The sequence below is a fragment of the Nocardia sp. NPDC003999 genome (assembly GCF_053604885.1).
In genome coordinates this window covers 77,060-98,284 of the sequence record NZ_JBSGIB010000003.1, presented here as the reverse complement: position 1 = coordinate 98,284, position 21,225 = coordinate 77,060, and the positions used below count along the sequence as shown (strand labels likewise).

Below are 21,225 nucleotides of genomic sequence, written 5' to 3'. Positions count from 1 at the left end.
TGCCACAACTATTCCAGGTAATCACCGCCTGTGCCGCAACCGGACCCGACAGAATGGGAATTTCCGCGGTCCTCCGGCCGGGCGGGGCACCCGGAATGTCCGATATCAGGAGACGACGCGCACCGCGAACGGCATGATGCCGCCCTCGCGGACCGGGGACACCTTCACCACGTCGCCGGATTCCGGCGCCTCCACCATCTTCCCGTCGCCGAGATACAGCGCCACGTGCTGGCTGCCGTTCGGCCCCCAGAACAGCATGTCGCCGCGCTCGCGATCGCCGACCGGCACTCGGGTGCCCGCGTTGTATTGGTAGCCGCTGTAGTGCGGCAGTGAGACCCCCACGCCCGCGAACGCGTAGACCATCAACCCCGAGCAATCGAAGCCGACCTTCTCGAAGTCCCCGTAACTGTCGGCGACGCCGCCGTCCCGGATGCCGCGGGTCGGCCCGTCCTCGTCGCCGCCTCCCCAGGCGTAGGTGACGCCGAGTTGTGACATGGCGCGATCGACCACGATCTCGATCGCCGCGGAGCCTTCGACCGGTGGCGACTTCGGTCGTGGCGCGCTCCGCCGCGGTGGCGGCGCGTCCTCCAGCTGAGTGTGCGGGCGTTTTCCGGTGCCGAGTTCGGCGGCGCGATCGCGAGCGGCCTGGTCGGCGGCCGCGCGCGCGGCGGCCGCCGCCGCGGCGGCACGCACCGCCGCTTCCTCCACCTTGCGCATGGCGTCCCAGGCCAGGTACGCGTCACGCTGGTCCTGCAGGCCGGCCACGTTCTGCCGCGCTTGATCCAGCCTGCCCTGCGCGTCCTGGCGCCGCCGCAGCAGGTCGTCGCGCTGGGCGGTCTGCCGGTCGAGTTCGGCCTTCGCCGCGGCGACCGCGTTCTCGGCGTCGGCCCTGCGCGCGGCGGCGACGGCGGCGGCCGTGTCGGCGTCCGATTTCGCCCGCCGCGCGGTGGAGTTCTTGTTGCCTTGATCGATCTGCGCGCGCCGCAGGCCGTCCAGCACCTGCTGACGATTCTTGGAGACCAGCTCGAGGAGCTGGGCCCGGTCCAGTGCGACCGCGGGGGTGGCCGCGGCGAGGTAGGTGACCATCGAGCCGGAGCCCGGATTGGTATAGGCCTGGGTGGCGAACTGATCGAAGTTGCGTCGCGCCTGGCCCACCTTGGCCGCGGCATCGGCGAGGTCGAGCTGGGTGTCCACCACCACGACGGCGGCCGCGTCGGCGGCGTCGCGCGCGGTCTGCAGGTCCACCAGCGCTCGGTTGACGTCCTCCCGGCGCTGCGCGACGGCGTCGTCGAGTTGCCCCAGTTGCTGATCGACCACGGCGACCTGGTTGATCAGGGTGCCGACCTCGGCGACACCGGCGTCCACCTGCGCGCCCGCCTGGGCGATTTCGCCGTCGCTGGGATTTGGCGGAGGAGGTGGCACAGCAGCGACAGGTCCAGTCGTGACCACTACAACGACCGCAATCAGCAACCCCACAGCGACCGATAGTCGGCGCCGGTTGGTGAGCCCGCCGTTGTTGCGCATCACACCTCCAAGGACCGGATTCCGGCAATCCTCGAGGGCATCAGGCGAACCAGGATGCACTGTGGTCGACAGATGGCCTCTGGGAACACTTATTCCCCATCAGGGACCATTCGAACCGTACGACACTTACGTCACCGACAAAACGGCATCGACCTTGTTGCCGCCCACATCTTCTTCATTGCTAGAAATTTGCTGTACTGCGCGCCACGCTTTCTTCGAACACAACAGACCAACCGTTCGGAAAATTAGCTACATGAATGCTGACGGCCCGATTTCGCCCCATATCGGACACAGCTCGGCTTCGCATCGAGCGAAGGCGGTGTCAGCGACGCACGCCTGCGACGCGCAGAGGTACCGCGCCTGCGGCCGAGTGGCGATGGACAACCGCGCCGTTACCAGGCGCGGGTTACCACCAGAATGTCGAATCGGCCGCAGCCGGCTTCGCAGAAAAGCGCCGCGACCTCAGATGGCGCGCGCGTCGGACGACTCGCCGTCCGGTGTCCGCCGGGCGCTCGCCACACGCTCCGGACCGTCGGCCGCCGCCCGCCGGACCTTGACCCAGTACAGTCCGGCGATGACCGCCACCGTTCCACCCAGCAGTGCGCAGGTGATGGCGGTCCAGGACATCGACTCCGGCGTCTCCAAGCGGGCGGTGAAGATGCTCGCGGCTTCTCCGCTCTTACCCTGCGTGCCCTTGGCGGCGTCCTCGGCCCACTCCAGCCGCACACGGCTGATCGTGTCGCTGTAGGTGCCCACCCAGTCGTCGCTGAGAACGACCACGGTGCCGTGCTGCGTCTTACCCACCTCGGTGGCCAAGTCCCGTAGGCTCGAGTCGTGTCCTGGATTGCCGGGGACGACCACGATGCTCAGCGGGATTCCTTGCGATCGCGCCTCCGCGGCGATGGCGGCCAGTTCCTTCTTGTCCTTACCGGTCAGTGTCGCGACGTGATCGTCGGCCAGATCGGCGTTGAGCGAGCGCACGGTGTCGGCGGTGACATTCGGCGGCAATTCGGCGGCCATAGGGGTGAAAACCGAGTTGTGCGGGGCGGTCATCTTCCATCCGGTCTGTCGAGCCGCATCGGCAACCGAAGCGACGGGCATCCAACACTGCAGGGCGAGCAAGATCCCCCTTGCTGGCTCGAAAGCACAGTACGCGACGGAGTGTCGCATCTCGCGCGCGCGGCACGCCGAACCGCCCCCTGGTGTTTCACAGGACAAGCGTACTGTTAAGGTCGTAGGCGCGAGGAACCAGCGCCGGAGCGGCGCCGGAGCACCTCCGAAGACTCGGCCGCCGGCACAGCCCCGCCGGTGGCCACCCGCACAGACGAGTGGAGCTGACGTGACGACAAGTATCGATACTTTCGGCGCCAAGGGCACCCTCGAGGTGGGAAGCAACTCCTACGAGATCTTCCGCCTCTCCGCCGTGCCCGGCACCGAGAAACTCCCGTACGCACTGAAGGTCCTCGCGGAGAATCTCCTCCGCACCGAGGACGGCGCCAACATCACCGCCGATCACATCCGCGCCATCGCGAGCTGGGATCCCACGGCGCAGCCGAACACCGAGATCCAGTTCACGCCCGCCCGCGTCATCATGCAGGACTTCACCGGCGTGCCGTGCATCGTGGACCTGGCCACCATGCGCGAGGCCGTGGCCACCCTGGGCGGCGACCCGGACAAGGTGAACCCCCTCGCCCCCGCCGAGATGGTCATCGACCACTCCGTCATCATCGACGTCTTCGGCCGGGCCGACGCCTTCGAGCGCAACGTCGACATCGAATACCAGCGCAACGGCGAGCGCTACCAGTTCCTGCGCTGGGGCCAGACCGCGTTCGACGACTTCAAGGTCGTCCCGCCGAGCACCGGCATCGTGCACCAGGTCAACATCGAGCACCTGGCCCGCGTCGTCATGGTCCGCAACGGCCAGGCCTACCCCGACACCTGTGTCGGCACCGACTCGCACACCACCATGGTCAACGGCCTCGGCGTCCTCGGTTGGGGCGTCGGCGGCATCGAGGCCGAGGCGGCCATGCTCGGCCAGCCCGTCTCGATGCTGATCCCGCGCGTCGTCGGCTTCAAGCTGACCGGTGAGATCCAGCCGGGCGTGACCGCCACCGACGTCGTGCTCACCGTCACCGACATGCTGCGCAAGCACGGCGTGGTCGGCAAGTTCGTCGAGTTCTACGGCAAGGGCGTGGCCGAGGTGCCGCTGGCCAACCGCGCCACCCTGGGCAACATGAGCCCCGAATTCGGTTCCACCGCCGCGATTTTCCCGATCGACGACGTGACCGTCGACTACCTGCGCCTGACCGGCCGCTCCGACGAGCAGGTCGCGCTGGTCGAGGCGTACGCCAAGGAGCAGGGCCTCTGGCACGATGCCGACTCCGAGCCCGCCTACTCCGAATACCTCGAACTGGATCTGAGCACCGTGGTGCCGTCCATCGCTGGCCCGAAGCGCCCGCAGGACCGGATCCTGCTGTCGGAGTCCAAGATCGCGTTCCGCAAGGACATCCACAACTACACCAACGATGCGGAGAGCGGCCCCGCCGCCGACACCCCGCACAGCAAGCTGGACGAGGCCGTCGAGGAGTCCTTCCCCGCGAGCGACCCGGCCGTGCTGTCCTTCGCCGACGACGGCGCCGAGTCGCTGGTGTCGGCCGCCAACGGCGCCGAGGGCCGTCCGTCCAAGCCGGTGACGGTGCGCAGCGAGGAGTACGGCGACTTCGTGCTCGACCACGGCGCCGTCGTGGTCGCCTCGATCACCTCCTGCACCAACACCTCCAACCCGTCGGTCATGCTCGGCGCGGCCCTGCTGGCCCGCAACGCGGTGGAGAAGGGCTTGGCCCGCAAGCCGTGGGTGAAGACGTCCATGGCTCCGGGTTCGCAGGTGGTCAACGGCTACTACGAGAAGGCGGGCCTGTGGCCGTACCTGGACAAGCTGGGCTTCAACCTGGTCGCGTTCGGTTGCGCCACCTGCATCGGCAACACCGGCCCGCTGCCGGAGGAGATCTCCAAGGCGGTCAACGACAACGACCTCACCGTCACCGCGGTGCTGTCGGGCAACCGTAACTTCGAAGGCCGCATCTCCCCCGACGTGAAGATGAACTACCTGGCCTCCCCGCCGCTGGTCATCGCCTACGCGCTCGCGGGAACCATGGACTTCGACTTCGAGAACGACCCGCTGGGCAAGGACACCGAGGGCAACGACGTCTTCCTGAAGGACATCTGGCCTTCGCCGCAGGAGATCCAGGACACCATCGACCGGGTCATCAGCCGCGACATGTTCCTCGAGGACTACAAGGACGTGTTCCGGGGTGACGAGCGCTGGCGCAGCCTGCCCACCCCGGAGGGCAAGACCTTCGAGTGGGACGCCGAGTCGACCTACGTGCGCAAGCCCCCGTACTTCGAAGGCATGCCGCAGACCCCGGAGCCGGTCACCGACATCAAGGGCGCCCGGGTGCTCGCGCTGCTCGGCGACTCGGTCACCACCGACCACATCTCCCCGGCGGGCAACATCAAGCCCGGCACCCCGGCCGCGCAGTACCTGGAGGCCAACGGCGTCGAGCGCAAGGACTACAACTCCTACGGCTCGCGGCGCGGCAACCACGAGGTGATGATCCGCGGCACCTTCGCCAACATCCGGCTGCGCAACCAGCTCCTCGACGACGTCTCGGGTGGCTACACCCGCGACTTCACCCAGGAGGGCGGCCCGCAGGCGTTCATCTACGACGCCTCGCAGAACTACCAGGCCGCGGGCGTCCCGCTGGTCGTGCTCGGCGGCAAGGAATACGGTTCGGGCTCCTCGCGCGACTGGGCTGCCAAGGGCACCAGCCTGCTGGGTGTGAAGGCCGTCATCACCGAGTCGTTCGAGCGCATCCACCGCTCCAACCTCATCGGCATGGGCGTCATCCCGCTGCAGTTCCCGGCGGGCGAGTCGGCCGCGTCGCTGAAGCTGGACGGCACCGAGACCTTCGACATCGAGGGCATCACCCAGCTCAACGAGGGTGCCACCCCGAAGACCCTGAAGGTCACGGCCACCAAGGAGAACGGTGACAAGATCACCTTCGACGCGGTGGTCCGCATCGACACCCCCGGCGAGGCCGACTACTACCGCAACGGCGGGATCCTGCAGTACGTGCTGCGCAACATGATCCGTGCCTGATCGCGCCACCTTCGCTGGCGCGTGTTCGCGCCACTGAAGTCTCGTGTCGGACAACCCCCGCGTCGGTCTACCGCCGACGCGGGGGTCCGTGTTTCCCCGCTGGAGGATTCCGTGCCCAAGGTCAGTGACGATCACCTCGCCGCCCGGCGCAGCCAGATCCTCGACGGAGCACGCCGCTGCTTCGCCGAGTACGGCTACGACGGCGCCACCGTGCGCCGCCTCGAGGAAGAGATCGGGCTGTCCAGGGGAGCCATTTTCCACCACTTCCGGGACAAGGACGCGCTGTTCCTCGCCCTCGCCCAGGAAGACGCCGAACGCATGGCCGATGTCGCGGCCAATCAGGGCATCGTGCAGGTGATGCGCGACATGCTCGCCCACCCCGAGCAGTTCAACTGGCTCGGAACGCGTTTGGAGATCGCCCGCAGGCTGCGCACCGATCCCGAATTCCGGGCGGGCTGGACCCAGCGTTCGGCCGAACTCACCGCCGCCACCTTGGCCCGCCTGGAACGTCGTAAGGCCGCGGGCGCGCTACGCGACGACGTGCCCACCGACGTGCTGCTCGGCTACCTCGACCTCGTCCTCGACGGTTTGATCGCCCGGATCGCCTCCGGCCACACCAACGAGAACCTGTCCGCCGTATTGGATCTGGTCGAGGCGTCGGTCCGACGCAAGCAGTGAGAGCGGCTAGTACGCCGCGTTGAGGTACTCCGCGGCGTGCGTGGTCCACAGCACGTTCGTCCCCGGCATGTTCCGTCCGGAATAGAGCACGTGCTGACCGTCGGGCCACGGGGTCAGATAGCCGATGACGCCGCGTACGGCCGTCGTGTAGCGCTCGAGGTTCGCGATCGGGTCGCGCAGCAGGACTTCGAGCAGTTCGGCGAAGATCAGCGGCGCGACGTTGCCGATCCGAGCGCCCTCCACGAACGAGAACGGCGAGATACCCACGTCGATGACGCGCAACGGCGAATCCGCTGGCGACGCGGTGATGATGTCGCCGGGATTCGCGTACTCGCGGACGTCGATCGACGCGGGCCACGCGCCGCGCTGCCCGTGCAGGCCGAACGTATTCGCCGGGCAGAGGTTTCCGACCGACTGCCCGGCTCGGCGCAGCGGGTTGGCGATGTTCACCACGAAGGCGATCTCCAGCGGCGTTCCGTCGGTGTTCTTGTACTTCCCGGACCGCACGCCCTCCAGGATCCGGCTGGCGCAGATGCCGCCGAGCGAATAACTCAGCAGGCCGCAGACGTTCGGCGAGTCCTGGATCGCCCGCACGCCGGCGGCGATGCCGAGCCGTACCGACGTCTCCAGCGAAGGACCCCAGACCTCCGGCACGGGGCCGACGGAAGCGGGCCAATCCGGTTCGAAGCAGCTGAACTTCCCGGTGTCGAGTAGTTTCACGACGTCGTGCAGCATGCCCGCGGGCGTTCCGTCGGAGTTGCGCGGCTCCCCGGTGCCGCGGAGAGTGATGATGTCGATCATCGTGGCCTCCTTGCCCACCGCACCGACCCCTTCGGTACGGAATCTCAAGGTAGAGCAGGGACGCCCACTCGGCACGAGTATCGGGCTACCTCATCGCGGCACGAGTTCGCCCAAGTAGAGCGCGATTCGGCGGATCGAAGGGTGCGTGAGCTACCGCGGCTACGCGTCCGGTTCCATGCTGCTGAGCAGGATTCGCGCGAGCCGGTCCAGTTCCCGTCGCTCCCCCGCGGTGAGCACGGACAGCATCCGCGTCTCGTTCGCGGTGTGCTCGGTGACCACGGTGTCGACCAATTCCCGTCCTGCCTCGGTGAGGCCGACGCGCACCGCCCTGCGGTCCCGCGCGTCCGCGACGCGCCGCACCAGTCCCGCCGACTCCAGCCGGTCCAGCCGTCCGGTCATGCCCGCCCTGGACAACATCAGCGTGTCGGCGAGCACCGACGGGCTGAGTTCGAACGGCGCGCCCGAACGACGGAGCGCGGCGAGTACGTCGAATTCGCCGCGTTGCAGGCCGTGCTTGCCGAATACCGCCTCGATCTCACGCTGCGCCACCACCAACAGCCTGCCCAGACGTCCGGCCACGGCCATCGCCTCGAGATCCAGGTCGGGTCGTTCCCGCTGCCACTGCGCCACGATCGCGTCCACGGCGTCCGTTTTCCGCTCGGTCATGGACAGGATCTTATTCGGCACGATATAGTTCGGTAGCGAATTATCAATCACCGAACTAATTTGGAGGCTCCGATGGCCATTCCCACGCCACGCAAGGACGTCGCGATCCGTCAGCCGCAGGATGCGGAGACCCTGCGTACCACGTCGGTCACCATGCGCCTGCTGATCGACGCCGAGGAGGCGGGCGGCGGGCTGAGCACACTCGAGGTCGACATGGACCGTGGAGCGGACGGCGCGGCGCCGCACTATCACACGCTTTCCGACGAACTGTTCTATGTCGCGGACGGCGAACTGCAACTGCTCGCAGGTGACCGCATCGTCACCGTCGGCGCGGGTGGTTCGATCGTGGTCCCGAAATTCATGCCGCACGCCTTCGGCGCCGCACCGGACAGTACGGCACGGATCCTCATCGCGCTCACGCCCGGCGTGCAGCGCTTCGAGTACTTCCGGCTGCTGGAACGAATCGCCGCGGGCGAATCCCCGATGACCGATCTCGCCGCCGCTCAGGACGAGTTCGACAACCACTTCGTCGACGCCCCCGCTTGGTGGGCGGAGCGCAACGCGAACCGGAAGTGAAGTCGGCGCCCCTTCCGGATCCGCTCGCGGACAATCAATTCGGAGCGAGTCGAGCACGGCGCGGCGCGGGAGGAAATACGATGCCGCACGGCAGCCGTCGTCGCGGGCCACCTGCGCCCAGCAGGACGAGAGTACAGATGCACAGCCGCCAATATCGGGCTATGAGCAGCATCCGCGCCTCACGGGAGATTAGCTTCCCGATTGCCATCTCAGCATTTCCAGGCTACCGGAAAACTTTCGGTACTCGGGCGTTATGAATCGGAATTCGGTTTGCCATAGGCCGAGAAATCTCGCGATCCGAGCCGATAACGCCGCTCATCGCGATATGATCGCTCACACGCTTGGGGGTCGTGGCAAATCACGAGCAGATCGGAGAAACGGCTATGACCGACGCAATCCACCTTCCCGGGACGACGCCGAGGGGTGACCGCGTTCCTCCGCTCCAGGGTCTGCTGGTCGCGGAATCGGACCGGCAGATCAGCGTGCGCGTCGCCGAGGGAACGTGGACCTTCAGTCGGTCCGATGTCCTGCGCGTGGTCGATTCCGCGGCGCCCCACGCCGATCAGGACGGGCGCCCGGTGCTGGTGGACATTCGCGCTGGCGCCACCGCCGATTTCACCCGCAGGCTGCGGATCGACCTGGTCGATCGGCCGATGACCATCCCGGAGTCACCGTCGGAGGCGCTCGGCGACGAGCAGTTGCGCCGGCTCACCGAAACCTGGGCCGACCGGCTGCAACTCGTCGACTGCCCGGGTGCGAGCGGTGCGACGTTCACCTACTGCCAGACCAAGTCGATGAACGGCAGCGACGACGGCATCAACTGCGACAGCCTCGACTGAGCGGCAGGCGGATGGCCGCACGCCGGCGCGGTTCGGTCCTGATCGTGTCCGAATCCGATGATCTACACGCCACCGCGATGGCGGCGACGCTGCGAGAACACCACGGGCTCGGCCCGATCCACCTCGACCTGCGCGATTTCCCCCAGGAGTCCGGTAGCTTCCGGCTGGACCGACTCGGCACCACACGCTCGCTGTCGCACCTGATCGGCCTCGACGACGTGCGGTCGGTGTGGTGGCGGCGACCGCATCCCGCGCGGGTGCCCGCGGGTGTCCGCGCCTCGGACAACGAGTTTCGCCAGGCCGAGTGCGACGGATTCATTCAAGGGCTGCTCTGGTCCATCCCCGCTCACTGGGTCAACGACCCCGGTGCCGACCGCACCGCGGCACGCAAGATCGTCCAGCTGGAGACGGCGCTGCGGGCCGGGTTCGCGGTGCCGGAGACGTTGATCACCAACGATCCGGACGAGGCGCGCAGCTTCGTCGAATCCCGGCCCGGTCCGGTCGTTTACAAGCGCACCGGCACCAGCCGGGCGGAGTTCGCCGAGACCAGGATCATCTCCAGGGACGATTTCGGCAGGCTGGCCGCGATCCGTTCGGCGCCGACCACCTTCCAGGACTACGTCGACGCCAGCTGCGATCTGCGCGTGGTGTGGGTGGACGGGGTCGAATGGACCGTGCGCATCGACTCCCAAGCGGGCGTCGGCAAGGTCGACTCCCGCTTGGACACATCGGTCGATTTCGCGCACGATCACCTGCCCGCCTCGGTGAGCAAGTCACTGGCCACGCTGATGGGCGCACTCGGATTGTCCTTCGGGGTGCTCGACATTCGGCTCGGCCGTGACGGCGAGTACTACTTCCTGGAGGTCAACCCGCAGGGCCAGTTCGCCTACCTGGAGATCAAGACCGGGCTGCCGATCTTTCGCAGCTTGGCCAACCTGCTGGTGGACGGTGACGGCACGGTGGAGGGCTACTGAACCCGGTCACAGGTCCGGCGGCACGATATCGAGACCGGAAACGCCACGGTATGCGGCAACGGCGGCCCCGCATTCGCCGCGCAGCGGCGCTCCACCGGACGACAGCAGCCGAAGCCCGTCGCTGGACGGGGTCCCGCGCGACGACCAACGGCGCGAGCGCCGCTGAATTGCATTGCGGCTCCACTCGATCGCCGACATGCGCCCGAGGACCTGGCATCGACGCCGCCGTGCAGCTCGGCGAGGTAGACATCCAGTTCGGGGGCGTCGACGTCGATCCGGTTGGGGGCTCCGCCCGTGGCGGCCGCGTAGCCGTCCGGCGGCAAAGCACGCCGTTGCGGCGCTATGGGCTCTTGCGGCGATTGGCTCCACCCCGGCTGCGGAGCTGCACATGCGACTCCACGAGGACGTTGTGGATGAAACCGTAGGAGCGGCCGGTAGACCGCGCCAGTGACCGGATGCTCGCACCGGCCTCGTACTGTTTCTTCAACTGGGTTTGTAGGCGATCGCGTGACTTGCCGGTGACGCGTGTGCCCTTACCCAATGTGGCCTTGCTCTGTGGCCTGTCGCTCATGGCTTCCTCCGAGTCGCCGAGCAGCGTCTTTCCAGGCTAAGCACTCAGCAGGCCGTGATCAACGGGTACCTGTGATGAATCTCACGCGAGCTGAATAAGTTCCAGATATTCGGCCGACCAATGGTCTTCTGTCCCGTCCGGGAGCAGGATCACACGTTCCGGAGACAATGCCTCCGCTGCACCCGGGTCGTGGGTCACGAGCACCACCGCGCCCGCATAGGTGCGCAAGGCGTCGAGAACCTGTTCCCGCGACACCGGGTCGAGATTGTTCGTCGGCTCGTCCAGCAGCAACACGTTCGCCGCCGAGGAGACCAGTCCGGCCAGCGCGAGACGGGTCTTCTCACCGCCCGAGAGCGTGCCCGCGGGCTGGTCGAGCTGCGGGCCGGAGAACATGAACGCGCCGAGCAGGCCGCGCAGCTCCTGCTCACCGGCGTCCGGCGCGGCGTGGCGGATGTTCTCCCACACGGTGGCGTTGTCGTCCAGGGTGTCGTGCTCCTGGGCGAAGTAACCGACCTTCAGACCGTGCCCCGGCACCAGACCACCCGCCGTAGGCTGCTCGACTCCGGCGAGCAGGCGCAGCAGCGTCGTCTTTCCCGCGCCGTTGAGCCCCAGCACCACCACCCTGCTACCGCGGTCGATCGCGAGGTCGACGCCGGTGAAGATCTCCAGCGAGCCGTAGACCTTGGTCAGGTTCTCCGCCATCAGCGGCGTCTTGCCGCAGGCGGCGGGCTCGGGGAACTTGATCCTGGCGACCTTGTCGGCGACGCGCACGTCGTCGAGTTCGGCCAGCAGGCGATCGGCGCGCTTGGCCATGTTCTGTGCCGCAGTCGCTTTCGTGGCCTTGGCGCCGAGCTTGGCCGCCTGGGCGCGCAGCGCGCTCGCCTTCTTCTCGGCGTTCGCGCGTTCCCGCCGCCTGCGCTGCTCGTCGGTGGCGCGCGCGTCCAGGTACTTCTTCCAGCCCATGTTGTAGACGTCGGCCTCGCCGCGCACCGCGTCCAGGAACCACACCTTGTTCACCACGTCGGCGAGCAGGTCCACGTCGTGACTGATGACGATCAGGCCGCCGTCGTGGTTCTGCAGGAAACCACGCAGCCAGGTGATCGAGTCGGCGTCGAGATGGTTGGTCGGCTCGTCCAGCAGCAAGATGGTGTCCGACCGCCCGCCGCTGCCGTCGGAGGCGGCGAACAGGATGCGCGCCAATTCGATTCGGCGCCGCTGTCCGCCGGACAAGGTGCGCAGCGGCTGACCGAGCACGCGGTCGGGCAGACCCAGGCTGTGGCAGATGCGCGCCGCCTCGCTCTCGGCGACGTAACCGCCCAGCGCCGAGAAGCGTTCCTCGAGCCGGCCGTACTTGCGGACCGCCTTCTCCCGCTCTTTGTCGTCGGCGACCTCGGCCATCAGCGCCTGTTGCTTCTCCATCTCCCGGATCAGCGTGTCCAGGCCGCGCGCGGACAGCACCCGGTCGCGGGCCAGCACGTCGAGGTTGCCTTCGCGCGGATCCTGCGGCAGATAACCGATATCGCTGGAGCGCAGGATCTTGCCCGCGTACGGCTCCCCCTCGCCTGCCAGGATGCGCAACGTGGTGGTCTTCCCCGCGCCGTTGCGCCCGACCAACCCGATCCGGTCGCCCGCCTGCACCCGAAGCGCCGGTCCGGGAGCGGACAGCAGGGTGCGGACTCCGGCCCGGACCTCCAGGTCGGTCGCGGTGATCACAAACTTCTCCTAGCGGATCGTGGTGCTGGACGCGTGCTCGATTGTGCGACCCGACGCGCACAAGAACCACCGATTTTACCCGGGGCGCAGGGTGCGCCCGCATACCAGCACCCCGCATGTGACGGCGATAACGGCCCCCGCGGTGGCCTGCGCTACCGTGCGATGCCATGAGTACCGATCTATTGGGCAAGAGCGCTCTGGTCACGGGGGCCAGCCGTGGCATCGGCAAGGCGGTCGCGGCGGAGTTGCTCGCCCGCGGCGCGAACGTGCTGATCACCGCGCGGAAGAAGGATCCACTGGAGGAAGCCGCCGCGGAGCTGCGCGAACTGGGGCACCAGGGTCAGGTCGTCGCTCTGGCGGGCAACTCGGGCGTCGCCGAGGATCGATCCGCCGCGGTCGAGCGCGCGGTCACGGAGTTCGGTTCGCTGGACGTCCTGATCAACAACACCGGCATCAACCCGGTCTTCGGCTCCCTGATGGACGCCGACCTCGATGCCGTGCGCAAGATCTTCGACGTGAACGTGGTCGCGGCCCTGGGCTACATCCAGGAGGCGTACAAGGCGTGGATGCGCGACCACGGCGGCGCCGTGGTCAACGTGGCCAGCGTCGCTGGCATCCGCTCGACCGGCGTGATCGCCGCCTACGGCGCGTCCAAGTCCGCGCTGATCCATCTCACCGGTGAGCTCGCCTGGCAGCTGGGGCCGAAGATCCGGGTGAACGCGGTCGCGCCGGGCGTGATCAAGACGAAGTTCGCCGACGCGCTGTACTCGACCGACGAGGAGCGCGCCGCGAGCGTGTACCCGATGAAGCGGCTGGGCAGCCCGGAGGACGTGGCGCGCTTGATCGGATTCCTGGTCTCCGACGAGGCGGCGTGGATCACCGGCGAGACGGTCCGGGTGGACGGCGGGCTGCTCTCCACGGGCGGAATCTGATCGCGAACGGGAGCCGCCCGCGCTAGCGGAACGCCAATGCGCCGATGGTGTCGGCGTGCCGGTAGCGCAGGTACTTCTCGACGGCCGTGGCGTCGACCGCGCCGGTGGCCGTCGCCAGCGTCACCACCACGAATTCCTTCTCGCTGCCGTCCTTCCACTTGCCGGTGGCGTAGCCCTTCAGGTAACTGCCCGGACGCAGCGCGAGGTCGGCGTCGGTGAACCGGCCCTTCGCCGCGGCGGCCCGGCCCTCGTCGGCCATGCCGAGCACGAACTGCGTGAGCATCAGCGCGCCGCCCTCGGCGCGGTACACCAGCTCCGCCGCGTAGACGCAGCCCAGACCGGTGAGTTTGCCCGCCGCCTCGATGGGGTGGCAGTCGGCGTGGTCGCGGCCGTCGACCCACTCGGCGTGCAGTTCGACGCGATCGAACCGGAAGTCCCAGTCCTTCGCGAACTCCGTGTAACTCAACCGGCCCGCCGAAGGGCGCGCACCGCGCGACGACGGGCTCGCCGGCCGCGTGCTGGTACCGCCGCCCGCGCGGGTGGTCGCTTCGGCGGAGGCGACCGCGGCTTGCGGGTGCCCTTCCTCGCGCGGCGCCAGCGCCACTCCGATGCCGACCGCGACCAGCACGGCGACGACGCCGATCACCAGCGCGACGATCACGCCCGTTCGGGACTCGGGCGGCGGCGGCAGGGGCGGCGCTTCCCACGCCGGCATCGGGTACGCGCTCGGCGGGGACATGCTTCCCCAGTCCGGCGCGTACCGCGCGTCCTCCGGTTTCCCGGACGGATAGGTCATCGCGGTCGCCCTCCCACATCTCCCGGCAGCCGTCCCACCCCGCGTGGGCCTCCCCGAGCCGCCCGAGCGACCCTACCCGATCGAGCCTGCCCCGATCGCCCCGAAATCAGAGCCGAACGGGCTGGAGCCAGTCCTCGCGCCCCGCGGTCGCCGGAGCGGCAGGAGCCTCCTCGATTCCGAACCGCTCGTGCAGTCGGCGCAGCGGGCCGGGCGCATACCAGTTCCAGTGGCCGAGCAACTCCATCGCCGCGGGCAACAGGAAGCCGCGCACCAGCGTCGCGTCTACCAGCACGGCGAGTGGAAGCCCGATGCCGAACGCCTTCATGAAGGTGATGTCCGAGGCGAGGAAGCCGAGGAAGACCAGCGAGATCAGGACGGCGGCGGCCGTGACGATCCTGCCGATCCGCTCCAGTCCGGACGTGACGGCCAGCGCGTTGGACCTGGTGCGCAGGTACTCCTCGCGGATGCGGGCCAACAGGAACACCTGGTAGTCCATGGCGAGACCGAACGCGACGCCGAACAGCATCACCGGGACGGTCGGCGGGAGGTCGCCGGTGACGGTGAAGCCGAGCAACCCGGACAGGTGCCCGTCCTGGAAGATCCAGACCAGCGCGCCGAAAGTCGCGGTGAGGCTCAGGAAGCTGAGCACGACGGCCAGCAGCGGCAGCACGGCGCTTCCGGTGAGCAGGAACAGGACCACCACCATGATCAGCACGACGAAGGCCAGCGCGTACGGCAGCGCCGAGACGACCGAGCCGATCGCGTCCGTGTTGGCCGCCGCCACGCCGCCGACCAGCACCGGCGAGGCGGCGGGCGTCGCGCGCACGTCGGCGGCGATCCGATCCAGCACCGTGGGATCGGTGGTGTCCGGGACCACCGTCAGATAGGCGGCGTTCTCGGCGCGGAAGCGGTCGGCGGCCGCGGTTGGCGCGACGAGCAGACCGCCGTGGCTGTAACTGCCGGTGACGGTGTCGACCCGGCGGACGTCCTCGATCTCCGACAGCTCACGAGCGTAGGCGTCCAAGCCTGCGGCGCTGTAAGCGCTTTCGGGCAGCACTACGAACAGCCCGTTCTGCTCGGTGGCGGCGAAGTCGCGCTGGATGGTCTCGGTGACCTGGCGGTTGTTCATCGACTCCGGCAGCGACCGTTCGTCGGGGAAGCCGAGATTCACTCCGAGGAACGGCGCGCCCAGCACGAGCAGCAGGGCGGTGACCCCGAGGCCGATGGGCACCGGCCGCATCATCACGAACCGCGCCAAGCGGTGCCAGGCGCCCTCGCCGGGTGCGGGACGGGCCGCGCGCAGGAACCACCACAACTGACCGTTGTCGATCTTGGTGCCGAGCAGGAACAGGATCGCGGGCAGCACGGTCAGCGACACCGTCGCGGCGATCACCGCCACGGCCAGGCCCGCGTAGCCCATCGACCGCACGGCCAGCAGCGGGAAGAACAGCAGGCCCGACAGCGCGACGGCGACGGTGACGGCCGAGAACGCGACGGTCCGGCCCGCCGAGCGCATGGTGGCGGCCACCGCGGCGGCGGGCTGCTGACCGGCGACCAGTTCGTCGCGGTAGCGGCTGATGATCAGCAGGCTGTAGTCGATCGCCAAGCCGAGGCCGAGCAGGGTGGCGACGTTGGTCGCGGTGGCCGCCAGATCGGTGACGCTCGCGATCAGCCACAGCGCGCCCATGGTGATCATCACCGTGATCATCGCGATCACCAGCGGCAGGCTGGCCGCGACCAAGCCGCCGAACACCAGCAGCAGGGCGATCAGCGTGACCGGGAATGCGATGGATTCGCCCAGCACGACGTCTTTCTCGCTCTGCTGCACCGTCTCGTGCAGCAGCATGGCGTAGCCGCCGACGCGCACCTCGAGCGGGCCGTGGGTGCCGCCGAATCGGTCGGCGAGATCGCCCACCCGCTTGTCGACGTCGGCCTCCTCACCGAGGATGCTGGCCACGATCAAGCCCTTGGTTCCGTCGGTGCTGCGCAGCGCGGGCGATTTGTCGGTCCAGTACGACGTGACGCCCGCGACGCCGGACTCCGACTTCAGCTCGGTGACCAGATTCGTCGCAGCGGTGGCCGCGGCGTCGTCGTCCACCGACCGGCGAGTCTGCACCAGCAGCACGAAATTCGGGGTGGCCTCGCCGAAGGTGTCGCGCAGCACCGCGGTCGCCCGGCTCGATTCGCTGTCGGGGTCGATGTACCCGCCGCCCTGCACTTTGTCGAACAGCGTCGCGCTCAGCGTGCCCATCGCCAGTGCGAGCACCACGAACACGGCCAGGATCCACCGGCTGCGCCGCCTGGTCAGCTCGAACACTCCGTCTACCCCTAACTCGTTCCGGTCGTGCCGCTTTCGCGCTCGGACTCCAGCGGTCGCCGGTCGGCAACCTGCCCGGCGTGCCATCCGCGGCACGCCGGTGCGCCGACACCTGACACTCGGCACCGGAGCCGGATGCGTACGCCAGCGCCCCGGCATCCTAGCAACGCGGGACAAAGTGCGGTGAGCCCGAACACATTCCGTCGGTGCGCCCGGTCCGGCCACCTGCCTGCACGCTCCGGCATGGGAAGGCAACCGAGCCAGGCCGGACGCATTTCCGCACGCGGGGCGGGCGATCCGGAATCCGCGACAGCTTTCGCGAAACGTTCACTTCGCGAGTCCGGACCTCCGCGCCGGAACGTGTTCGACGCCGTGGCTGCGCGACGCTCCAGCGAGCAGATGAGAGGCTCGAACCCATGCATCGCAACACGCTCCAGCGGATCCGGACGAGCCCGGCATGAAGCCGGACGTGGTCGTCTGCGGGCTCGGCCCGGCCGGACGCGCCCTCGCACACCGGGCAGTGGAGCGCGGACTCACGGTCACCGTGGTCGATCCCGCGCCGGAGCGCCGGTGGACGGCCACCTACGCGGTGTGGGCCGACGAACTGCCTGATTGGCTGTCGCCTCGGGTCGTCGCGGCGACGGTACCCCGGCCGATGGCCTGGGGAACGCGCGCTCACCGATTGGACCGCCCGTACGTGGTGCTCGATACCGCCCGGCTGCAAAGGTCGCTGCACCTGGCCGACGCGAGCGTGGTCTCCGAGCGCGCGATCGATGTCGGCCCCGAGCGCGTGACCTTGGCCTCCGGCGCGACGATCACCGGCGGCCGGGTGGTCGACGCGCGCGGACTCGCCCGCTCGCCCGCCCGGGCCGAGCAGACGGCCTACGGCGTCATCGTGGACGCCCGGCGCTGCGCCGGGCTCGAACCGCTGTTCATGGACTGGCGTCCGGACAACGGCGCCGCCCCCGAGGCGCCGCGTTCGTTCCTCTACGCCGTTCCGCTGGACGACGAGCGGGTGCTGCTCGAGGAAACTTGCCTGGCCGGCCGCCCGGCCTTGACCGGTGCGCAACTGCGCACACGCTTGTGGGCGCGCCTCCGCGCCAGAGACGTCCCGCTCACCGGTGACGAACCCGTGGAGCACGTCCGTTTTCCGGTGCAAGGAGGCCGTCCCGGGTCGAGCAGGTTCGGGGCCGCGGGCGGGTTCCTGCATCCGGCGACCGGGTACAGCGTCGGCGCCGCGCTGTCCGCTGCCGACGCGGTGGCCGCGGGCCGGGACGTATGGCCGGCCGCGGCGCGCGTCGTCCACCGGTTGCGCGGCGCCGGGCTGCGCGCGCTGCTGGCGTTGCCGCCCGATGATCTCCCGCTGTTCTTCGACACGTTCTTCGCGCTTCCCCCGGACGCGCAACGCGCGTATCTGTCCGGCCGCACCGACCTCGCCGGCACGGTCGCGGCGATGAGCGCACTGTTCGCCGCGCTCCCGGGACGGCTGCGTCGGCGTGTCGCGACCGCGACACTCGGAGTTCCGGTTCCCTCGCGCGGTCGGTGGGCTTCGGCCATGATGGGGGTATGAGATCGATCTGGAAGGGCTCGATCGCATTCGGGCTGGTGAACGTTCCGGTGAAGGTGTACACCGCCACCGAGGACCACGACATCCGGTTCCATCAGGTGCACGCCAAGGATGGAGGCCGGATCAAATACGACCGCGTCTGCAGCGTGTGCGGCCAATCCGTCCAGTACACCGAGATCGACAAGGCCTACGAGTCGCCGGACGGCGACAAAGTGGTGCTCAGCGACGAGGACTTCGCGAAATTGCCGGTAGCGGAGAAGCACGAGATACCGGTGCTGCAGTTCGTGCCGTCGGACCAGATCGATCCGATCCTGTTCGAGAAGAGCTACTACCTGGAACCGGACTCCAGCACGCCGAAGGCCTACGTCCTGCTGGCCAGGACGCTGGAGCAGATCGAACGCACCGCCCTGGTGTACTTCACGTTGCGGCAGAAGACCCGGCTTGCCGCGCTGCGTGTACGGGAGGGCATTCTGGTGGTCCAGACGCTGCTGTGGCCCGACGAGGTCCGCTCCGTGGAGTTCGAATCCCTCGACGGTGTCGCCGAGCCCAGGCCGCAGGAGATCAAGATGGCCGAGACGCTCGTCGAGGCCATGTCCGACGACTTCGATCCGGAGCAGTTCACCGACGAGTACCAGATCGAGCTCAAACGCCTGCTCGACGAGGCGATCGCCAGCGGAACCGGCAAGGTGCCCGAACAGCCGGAGCTCGCGCCGAGCGGGATGGACGCCGAGGTGGTCGATCTGGTCGCCGCGTTGCAGCGCAGCCTGGAGGCCAGCGGGCGCAGGACGGCGGGCGACGACGGGGCCGAGCCGAAGAAGACCGCGAAGAAGGCCGCGGCCAAGAGCACCGAAAAGAGCGGAGCAGCCAAGAGCACGGCGTCCAAGAGCGGCGCGTCCAAGAGCGCGGCGAAGAAGACGCCTGCGAAGAAGGCGGCCAAAAAGGCTCCGGCTCGCAAGGGCGCCTGATCTTCCTACGGCGGGGCCGCCACCACCGCCGAATCAGTCTTGTGCCGCGCGCTGCCTGCCCTCTTCGAAGAACTCCAGCAGGGCCGCGACCGTGTTCACCGCGGTGCGGGGCCGGAGCGCGCCGAACGGCGCGTTCCAGAAGTCGCCGGTTCGCGGGGTCCACGGCCCGATGTAGGCGTAGGGCCCGGGATGAGCGTCGTCTCCCGGCGAAACCCCGTAGTTCACCTCGTCGACCGTGCTCGACAGATCGAAATGCTCCGGCCACAGCACCGGTGTCACGCCGGACGCCAGGCACCGCAACGCCTTGTCCCCCAGCGCGAACCAGTCCTCGATCAACCCCGCCGCCGAGGGATCCACTTCGATCGCCGAATCGGTATCCACGCCGGTGGTGTCCGCGTACACCCCTTCCGGCGGCCCGGGTTCGAAACCCGCGGCCTCGGCGACCTCCCGATACGTCCCCTTCAGCCGCACCCGCCCTTCCGGCCACACCAGTTCCTCCCCGACCACCGAAACCGGCCAACGCACACCGGCGAAACCCCGGTGCACGACTGCCAACCGAATGGTGCCGAATTCTCGGTACTGCGGCCCGGCGATCAGCAACTCCGCGACCGCGTGCAGCCCGACGCGCGATCGCCGATACGTCATCTCGTCCACCACCGAATCATCTCCGCTGCCGCCGCCCCACCGCACGGGTTCGGCACGGAAGCGGCCGGTCACCTCCGCGCTGTCACGAAGCTCACCCTGATTTCGCGGAAATCCCCTCGCTGGCGCCGAAGCTGGCTTCCTCGTGACTGACCAGCCCCAGCAGGGCGAGGGGGCGGGGAGTGACCGCGATGGTCAGGTAGGAGACCGTGATCGCCCAGCGGTTGACCGCTCGCGGCACGGCGAACGTGTGGTAAGCGCGGGTCACCGCCTTGGCGGGCAGGCCGGACAGGCGGATGCCCATCGGGTTGGCGACCGCGAAGCGCGGCCCGAGGTCGACGACCAGACCCAGGTCGCGGTGCTTGTAGTCGGCGGCCGTGCCGATGCCCAGGCTCGCCGCGACGTTCCTGGCCAGCGTCTTGCCCTGTCGCGTGGCGTGCTGCGCGGTGGGCGGAGTGATCCGGCCCGGCTTGGTGAGGTCTGGCACCGCCGCCGCGTCGCCGCCCGCGAAGACGTCCGGGTGGCCGGGCACGTTCAGTTTCGCGTCGACGACCAAGCGGCCCTTCTCCAGCGGCAGGCCGAGCGTGCCGAGCACCGGTGCGCCGGTCACACCCGTCACCCAGGCCACCGTGCGGGTGGGCACCACCGTGCCGTCGGTGAGCACGACCGAGTTCTCGTCGAGTTTCGTCAGCGAGGTCTCCAGCCGGATCTCGATGCCACGTTTGCGCAGCACCTTCAGCACCTTGTCACTGAGCCGCTCGCCGACCTCGGGCATCACCCTCGGCGCCGTGTCGAGCAGAAGGAAACGCACTTCGGCGGGGTCGAACCCACGGCGCGCGGCGTAGGCGTCGGCGAGGGCGCGCAACTGCGCCACGAGCTCGGTGCCCGCGTAGGACGCCCCCACGACCACCACCGTGCGGCGCGCCCGCCGCACCTCGGGGTCCTCCTCGTCGTCGGCGAGTTCGAGCTGGCGCAGCAGCTGCTCGCGCAGGTACAGCGCCTCGGCGACGGTCTTGAGCCCGCGCGCGTGCTCGGCCAGACCCGGTATGTCGAACAGGCGGGTGACCGACCCGGGCGTGAGCACCAGCCGATCCCACGACAGCTGCCGCGGCGGATGATGCTCGTCTTCCACCGTGATCGTCTTGTTCCGCAGATCGACCGATTTGGCGTTCGCCACCACCAACCGGACCCGCGGCAGCGAATCCGCCAGTGAGATGGCGACGAACCGAGGGTCGATCAGGCCACCGGCCACGTCCGGCAGCAGCGGCGTATAGAGCATGTAGTCGTTGGGCGTGACGAGCACGATTTCGATGTCGCGGTTCGCCTTCGCCACGATGCGGCAGAGCTTCTGGGCGCAGGTGAACCCCGCGAACCCGCTCCCGACGATCACGACCCGCTGCGGGCTCGCAGTGTTCCCATCCGGCACGGAGACCTCCTCGGTGTCAGCTCCCCGACGCGATTCCCGCTCAGGCACATCCGAAACCGCGCTACCGGTCGCCCGTGGC

The 21,225-nt window shown here is 68.7% G+C and carries 18 protein-coding genes; 8 read left to right on the top strand and 10 right to left on the bottom strand.

The window, feature by feature from the left end:
- Nucleotides 1-105 precede the first annotated feature (105 nt).
- Together ACWESM_RS08025 and ACWESM_RS08020 are read right to left on the bottom strand one after the other, a co-directional pair.
- Nucleotides 106-1,524: an NlpC/P60 family protein gene (locus ACWESM_RS08025; protein ID WP_356961863.1), complete on the bottom strand. Its 1,419-nt coding sequence runs from the start codon at nt 1,522-1,524 to the stop codon at nt 106-108.
- A 462-nt stretch (nt 1,525-1,986) separates the two neighbouring features.
- Nucleotides 1,987-2,577, bottom strand: a complete 591-nt coding sequence (locus tag ACWESM_RS08020) for an Rv1476 family membrane protein (protein WP_356961861.1) — start codon at nt 2,575-2,577, stop codon at nt 1,987-1,989.
- Nucleotides 2,578-2,863: 286 nt separating this feature from the next.
- Between ACWESM_RS08020 and ACWESM_RS08015 the strand changes: the two genes are divergently transcribed.
- Nucleotides 2,864-5,683 carry an aconitate hydratase gene (locus ACWESM_RS08015; RefSeq protein ID WP_355070871.1) on the top strand — a complete coding sequence of 940 codons (2,820 nt, stop codon included), beginning with the start codon at nt 2,864-2,866 and terminating at the stop codon, nt 5,681-5,683.
- A gap of 111 nt (nt 5,684-5,794) precedes the next feature.
- Entirely contained in the window at nt 5,795-6,361 is a 567-nt protein-coding gene (locus ACWESM_RS08010; RefSeq protein ID WP_039798681.1) for a TetR/AcrR family transcriptional regulator, read from the top strand.
- A gap of 6 nt (nt 6,362-6,367) precedes the next feature.
- Here the strand turns inward: ACWESM_RS08010 and ACWESM_RS08005 are convergent, their stop codons facing one another.
- Entirely contained in the window at nt 6,368-7,162 is a 795-nt protein-coding gene (locus ACWESM_RS08005; RefSeq protein ID WP_397281478.1) for a hypothetical protein, read from the bottom strand.
- Between the two features lie 159 nt (nt 7,163-7,321).
- Entirely contained in the window at nt 7,322-7,828 is a 507-nt protein-coding gene (locus ACWESM_RS08000; protein ID WP_355070867.1) for a MarR family winged helix-turn-helix transcriptional regulator, read from the bottom strand.
- Between the two features lie 72 nt (nt 7,829-7,900).
- On the opposite strand from ACWESM_RS08000, the gene ACWESM_RS07995 reads away from it, so the two are divergent.
- The 3 genes from ACWESM_RS07995 (at nt 7,901) to ACWESM_RS07985 (ending at nt 10,217) form a co-directional block, all read left to right on the top strand.
- The gene (locus ACWESM_RS07995) at nt 7,901-8,404 is read left to right on the top strand and encodes a cupin domain-containing protein (RefSeq protein WP_397281480.1); all 504 of its coding nucleotides are present in this window, start codon (nt 7,901-7,903) and stop codon (nt 8,402-8,404) included.
- A gap of 383 nt (nt 8,405-8,787) precedes the next feature.
- Nucleotides 8,788-9,243: a hypothetical protein gene (locus ACWESM_RS07990; RefSeq protein WP_355070863.1), complete on the top strand. Its 456-nt coding sequence runs from the start codon at nt 8,788-8,790 to the stop codon at nt 9,241-9,243.
- A gap of 44 nt (nt 9,244-9,287) precedes the next feature.
- Nucleotides 9,288-10,217, top strand: coding sequence for a hypothetical protein (locus tag ACWESM_RS07985; protein ID WP_452491160.1), 930 nt, complete (start codon nt 9,288-9,290; stop codon nt 10,215-10,217).
- Nucleotides 10,218-10,557: 340 nt separating this feature from the next.
- Here ACWESM_RS07985 and ACWESM_RS07980 read toward each other — a convergent pair whose 3' ends face one another.
- A complete protein-coding gene (locus ACWESM_RS07980) occupies nt 10,558-10,788 on the bottom strand; it encodes a helix-turn-helix domain-containing protein (protein WP_355070859.1) in 231 nt (76 codons plus the stop codon).
- Nucleotides 10,789-10,869: 81 nt separating this feature from the next.
- Nucleotides 10,870-12,501, bottom strand: coding sequence for an ABC-F family ATP-binding cassette domain-containing protein (locus tag ACWESM_RS07975; protein ID WP_356961853.1), 1,632 nt, complete (start codon nt 12,499-12,501; stop codon nt 10,870-10,872).
- A gap of 167 nt (nt 12,502-12,668) precedes the next feature.
- On the opposite strand from ACWESM_RS07975, the gene ACWESM_RS07970 reads away from it, so the two are divergent.
- On the top strand, nt 12,669-13,433 hold the full coding sequence (locus ACWESM_RS07970; protein WP_355070855.1) for an SDR family oxidoreductase: 765 nt from the start codon (nt 12,669-12,671) through the stop codon (nt 13,431-13,433).
- A 22-nt stretch (nt 13,434-13,455) separates the two neighbouring features.
- Here the strand turns inward: ACWESM_RS07970 and ACWESM_RS07965 are convergent, their stop codons facing one another.
- On the bottom strand, nt 13,456-14,229 hold the full coding sequence (locus ACWESM_RS07965; RefSeq protein ID WP_364431195.1) for a hypothetical protein: 774 nt from the start codon (nt 14,227-14,229) through the stop codon (nt 13,456-13,458).
- A 106-nt stretch (nt 14,230-14,335) separates the two neighbouring features.
- Complete coding sequence (locus ACWESM_RS07960) at nt 14,336-16,546, bottom strand: MMPL family transporter (protein WP_355070852.1); 2,211 nt, start codon at nt 16,544-16,546, stop codon at nt 14,336-14,338.
- A 457-nt stretch (nt 16,547-17,003) separates the two neighbouring features.
- On the opposite strand from ACWESM_RS07960, the gene ACWESM_RS07955 reads away from it, so the two are divergent.
- Complete coding sequence (locus ACWESM_RS07955) at nt 17,004-18,116, top strand: lycopene cyclase family protein (RefSeq protein WP_364431199.1); 1,113 nt, start codon at nt 17,004-17,006, stop codon at nt 18,114-18,116.
- Complete coding sequence (gene ku / locus ACWESM_RS07950; protein WP_452491159.1) at nt 18,113-19,078, top strand: non-homologous end joining protein Ku; 966 nt, start codon at nt 18,113-18,115, stop codon at nt 19,076-19,078. Before ACWESM_RS07955 ends, ku begins: the two co-directional genes overlap by 4 nt.
- Nucleotides 19,079-19,111: 33 nt before the next feature.
- Here the strand turns inward: ku and ACWESM_RS07945 are convergent, their stop codons facing one another.
- Entirely contained in the window at nt 19,112-19,795 is a 684-nt protein-coding gene (locus tag ACWESM_RS07945; protein WP_355070846.1) for a hypothetical protein, read from the bottom strand.
- Between the two features lie 19 nt (nt 19,796-19,814).
- Complete coding sequence (locus ACWESM_RS07940; RefSeq protein ID WP_452491158.1) at nt 19,815-21,146, bottom strand: NAD(P)/FAD-dependent oxidoreductase; 1,332 nt, start codon at nt 21,144-21,146, stop codon at nt 19,815-19,817.
- Nucleotides 21,147-21,225 lie beyond the last annotated feature (79 nt).

Coding starts and splice junctions, on each gene's coding strand:
- ACWESM_RS07965 (WP_364431195.1), bottom strand. CDS start 14,229: ATGACCTATCCGTCCGGGAAACCGGAGGACGCGCGGTACGCGCCGGAC.
- ACWESM_RS08020 (WP_356961861.1), bottom strand. CDS start 2,577: ATGACCGCCCCGCACAACTCGGTTTTCACCCCTATGGCCGCCGAATTG.
- ACWESM_RS08005 (WP_397281478.1), bottom strand. CDS start 7,162: ATGATCGACATCATCACTCTCCGCGGCACCGGGGAGCCGCGCAACTCC.
- ku (WP_452491159.1), top strand. CDS start 18,113: ATGAGATCGATCTGGAAGGGCTCGATCGCATTCGGGCTGGTGAACGTT.
- ACWESM_RS07970 (WP_355070855.1), top strand. CDS start 12,669: ATGAGTACCGATCTATTGGGCAAGAGCGCTCTGGTCACGGGGGCCAGC.
- ACWESM_RS07955 (WP_364431199.1), top strand. CDS start 17,004: ATGAAGCCGGACGTGGTCGTCTGCGGGCTCGGCCCGGCCGGACGCGCC.
- ACWESM_RS08000 (WP_355070867.1), bottom strand. CDS start 7,828: ATGACCGAGCGGAAAACGGACGCCGTGGACGCGATCGTGGCGCAGTGG.
- ACWESM_RS07990 (WP_355070863.1), top strand. CDS start 8,788: ATGACCGACGCAATCCACCTTCCCGGGACGACGCCGAGGGGTGACCGC.
- ACWESM_RS08025 (WP_356961863.1), bottom strand. CDS start 1,524: ATGCGCAACAACGGCGGGCTCACCAACCGGCGCCGACTATCGGTCGCT.
- ACWESM_RS07995 (WP_397281480.1), top strand. CDS start 7,901: ATGGCCATTCCCACGCCACGCAAGGACGTCGCGATCCGTCAGCCGCAG.
- ACWESM_RS07980 (WP_355070859.1), bottom strand. CDS start 10,788: ATGAGCGACAGGCCACAGAGCAAGGCCACATTGGGTAAGGGCACACGC.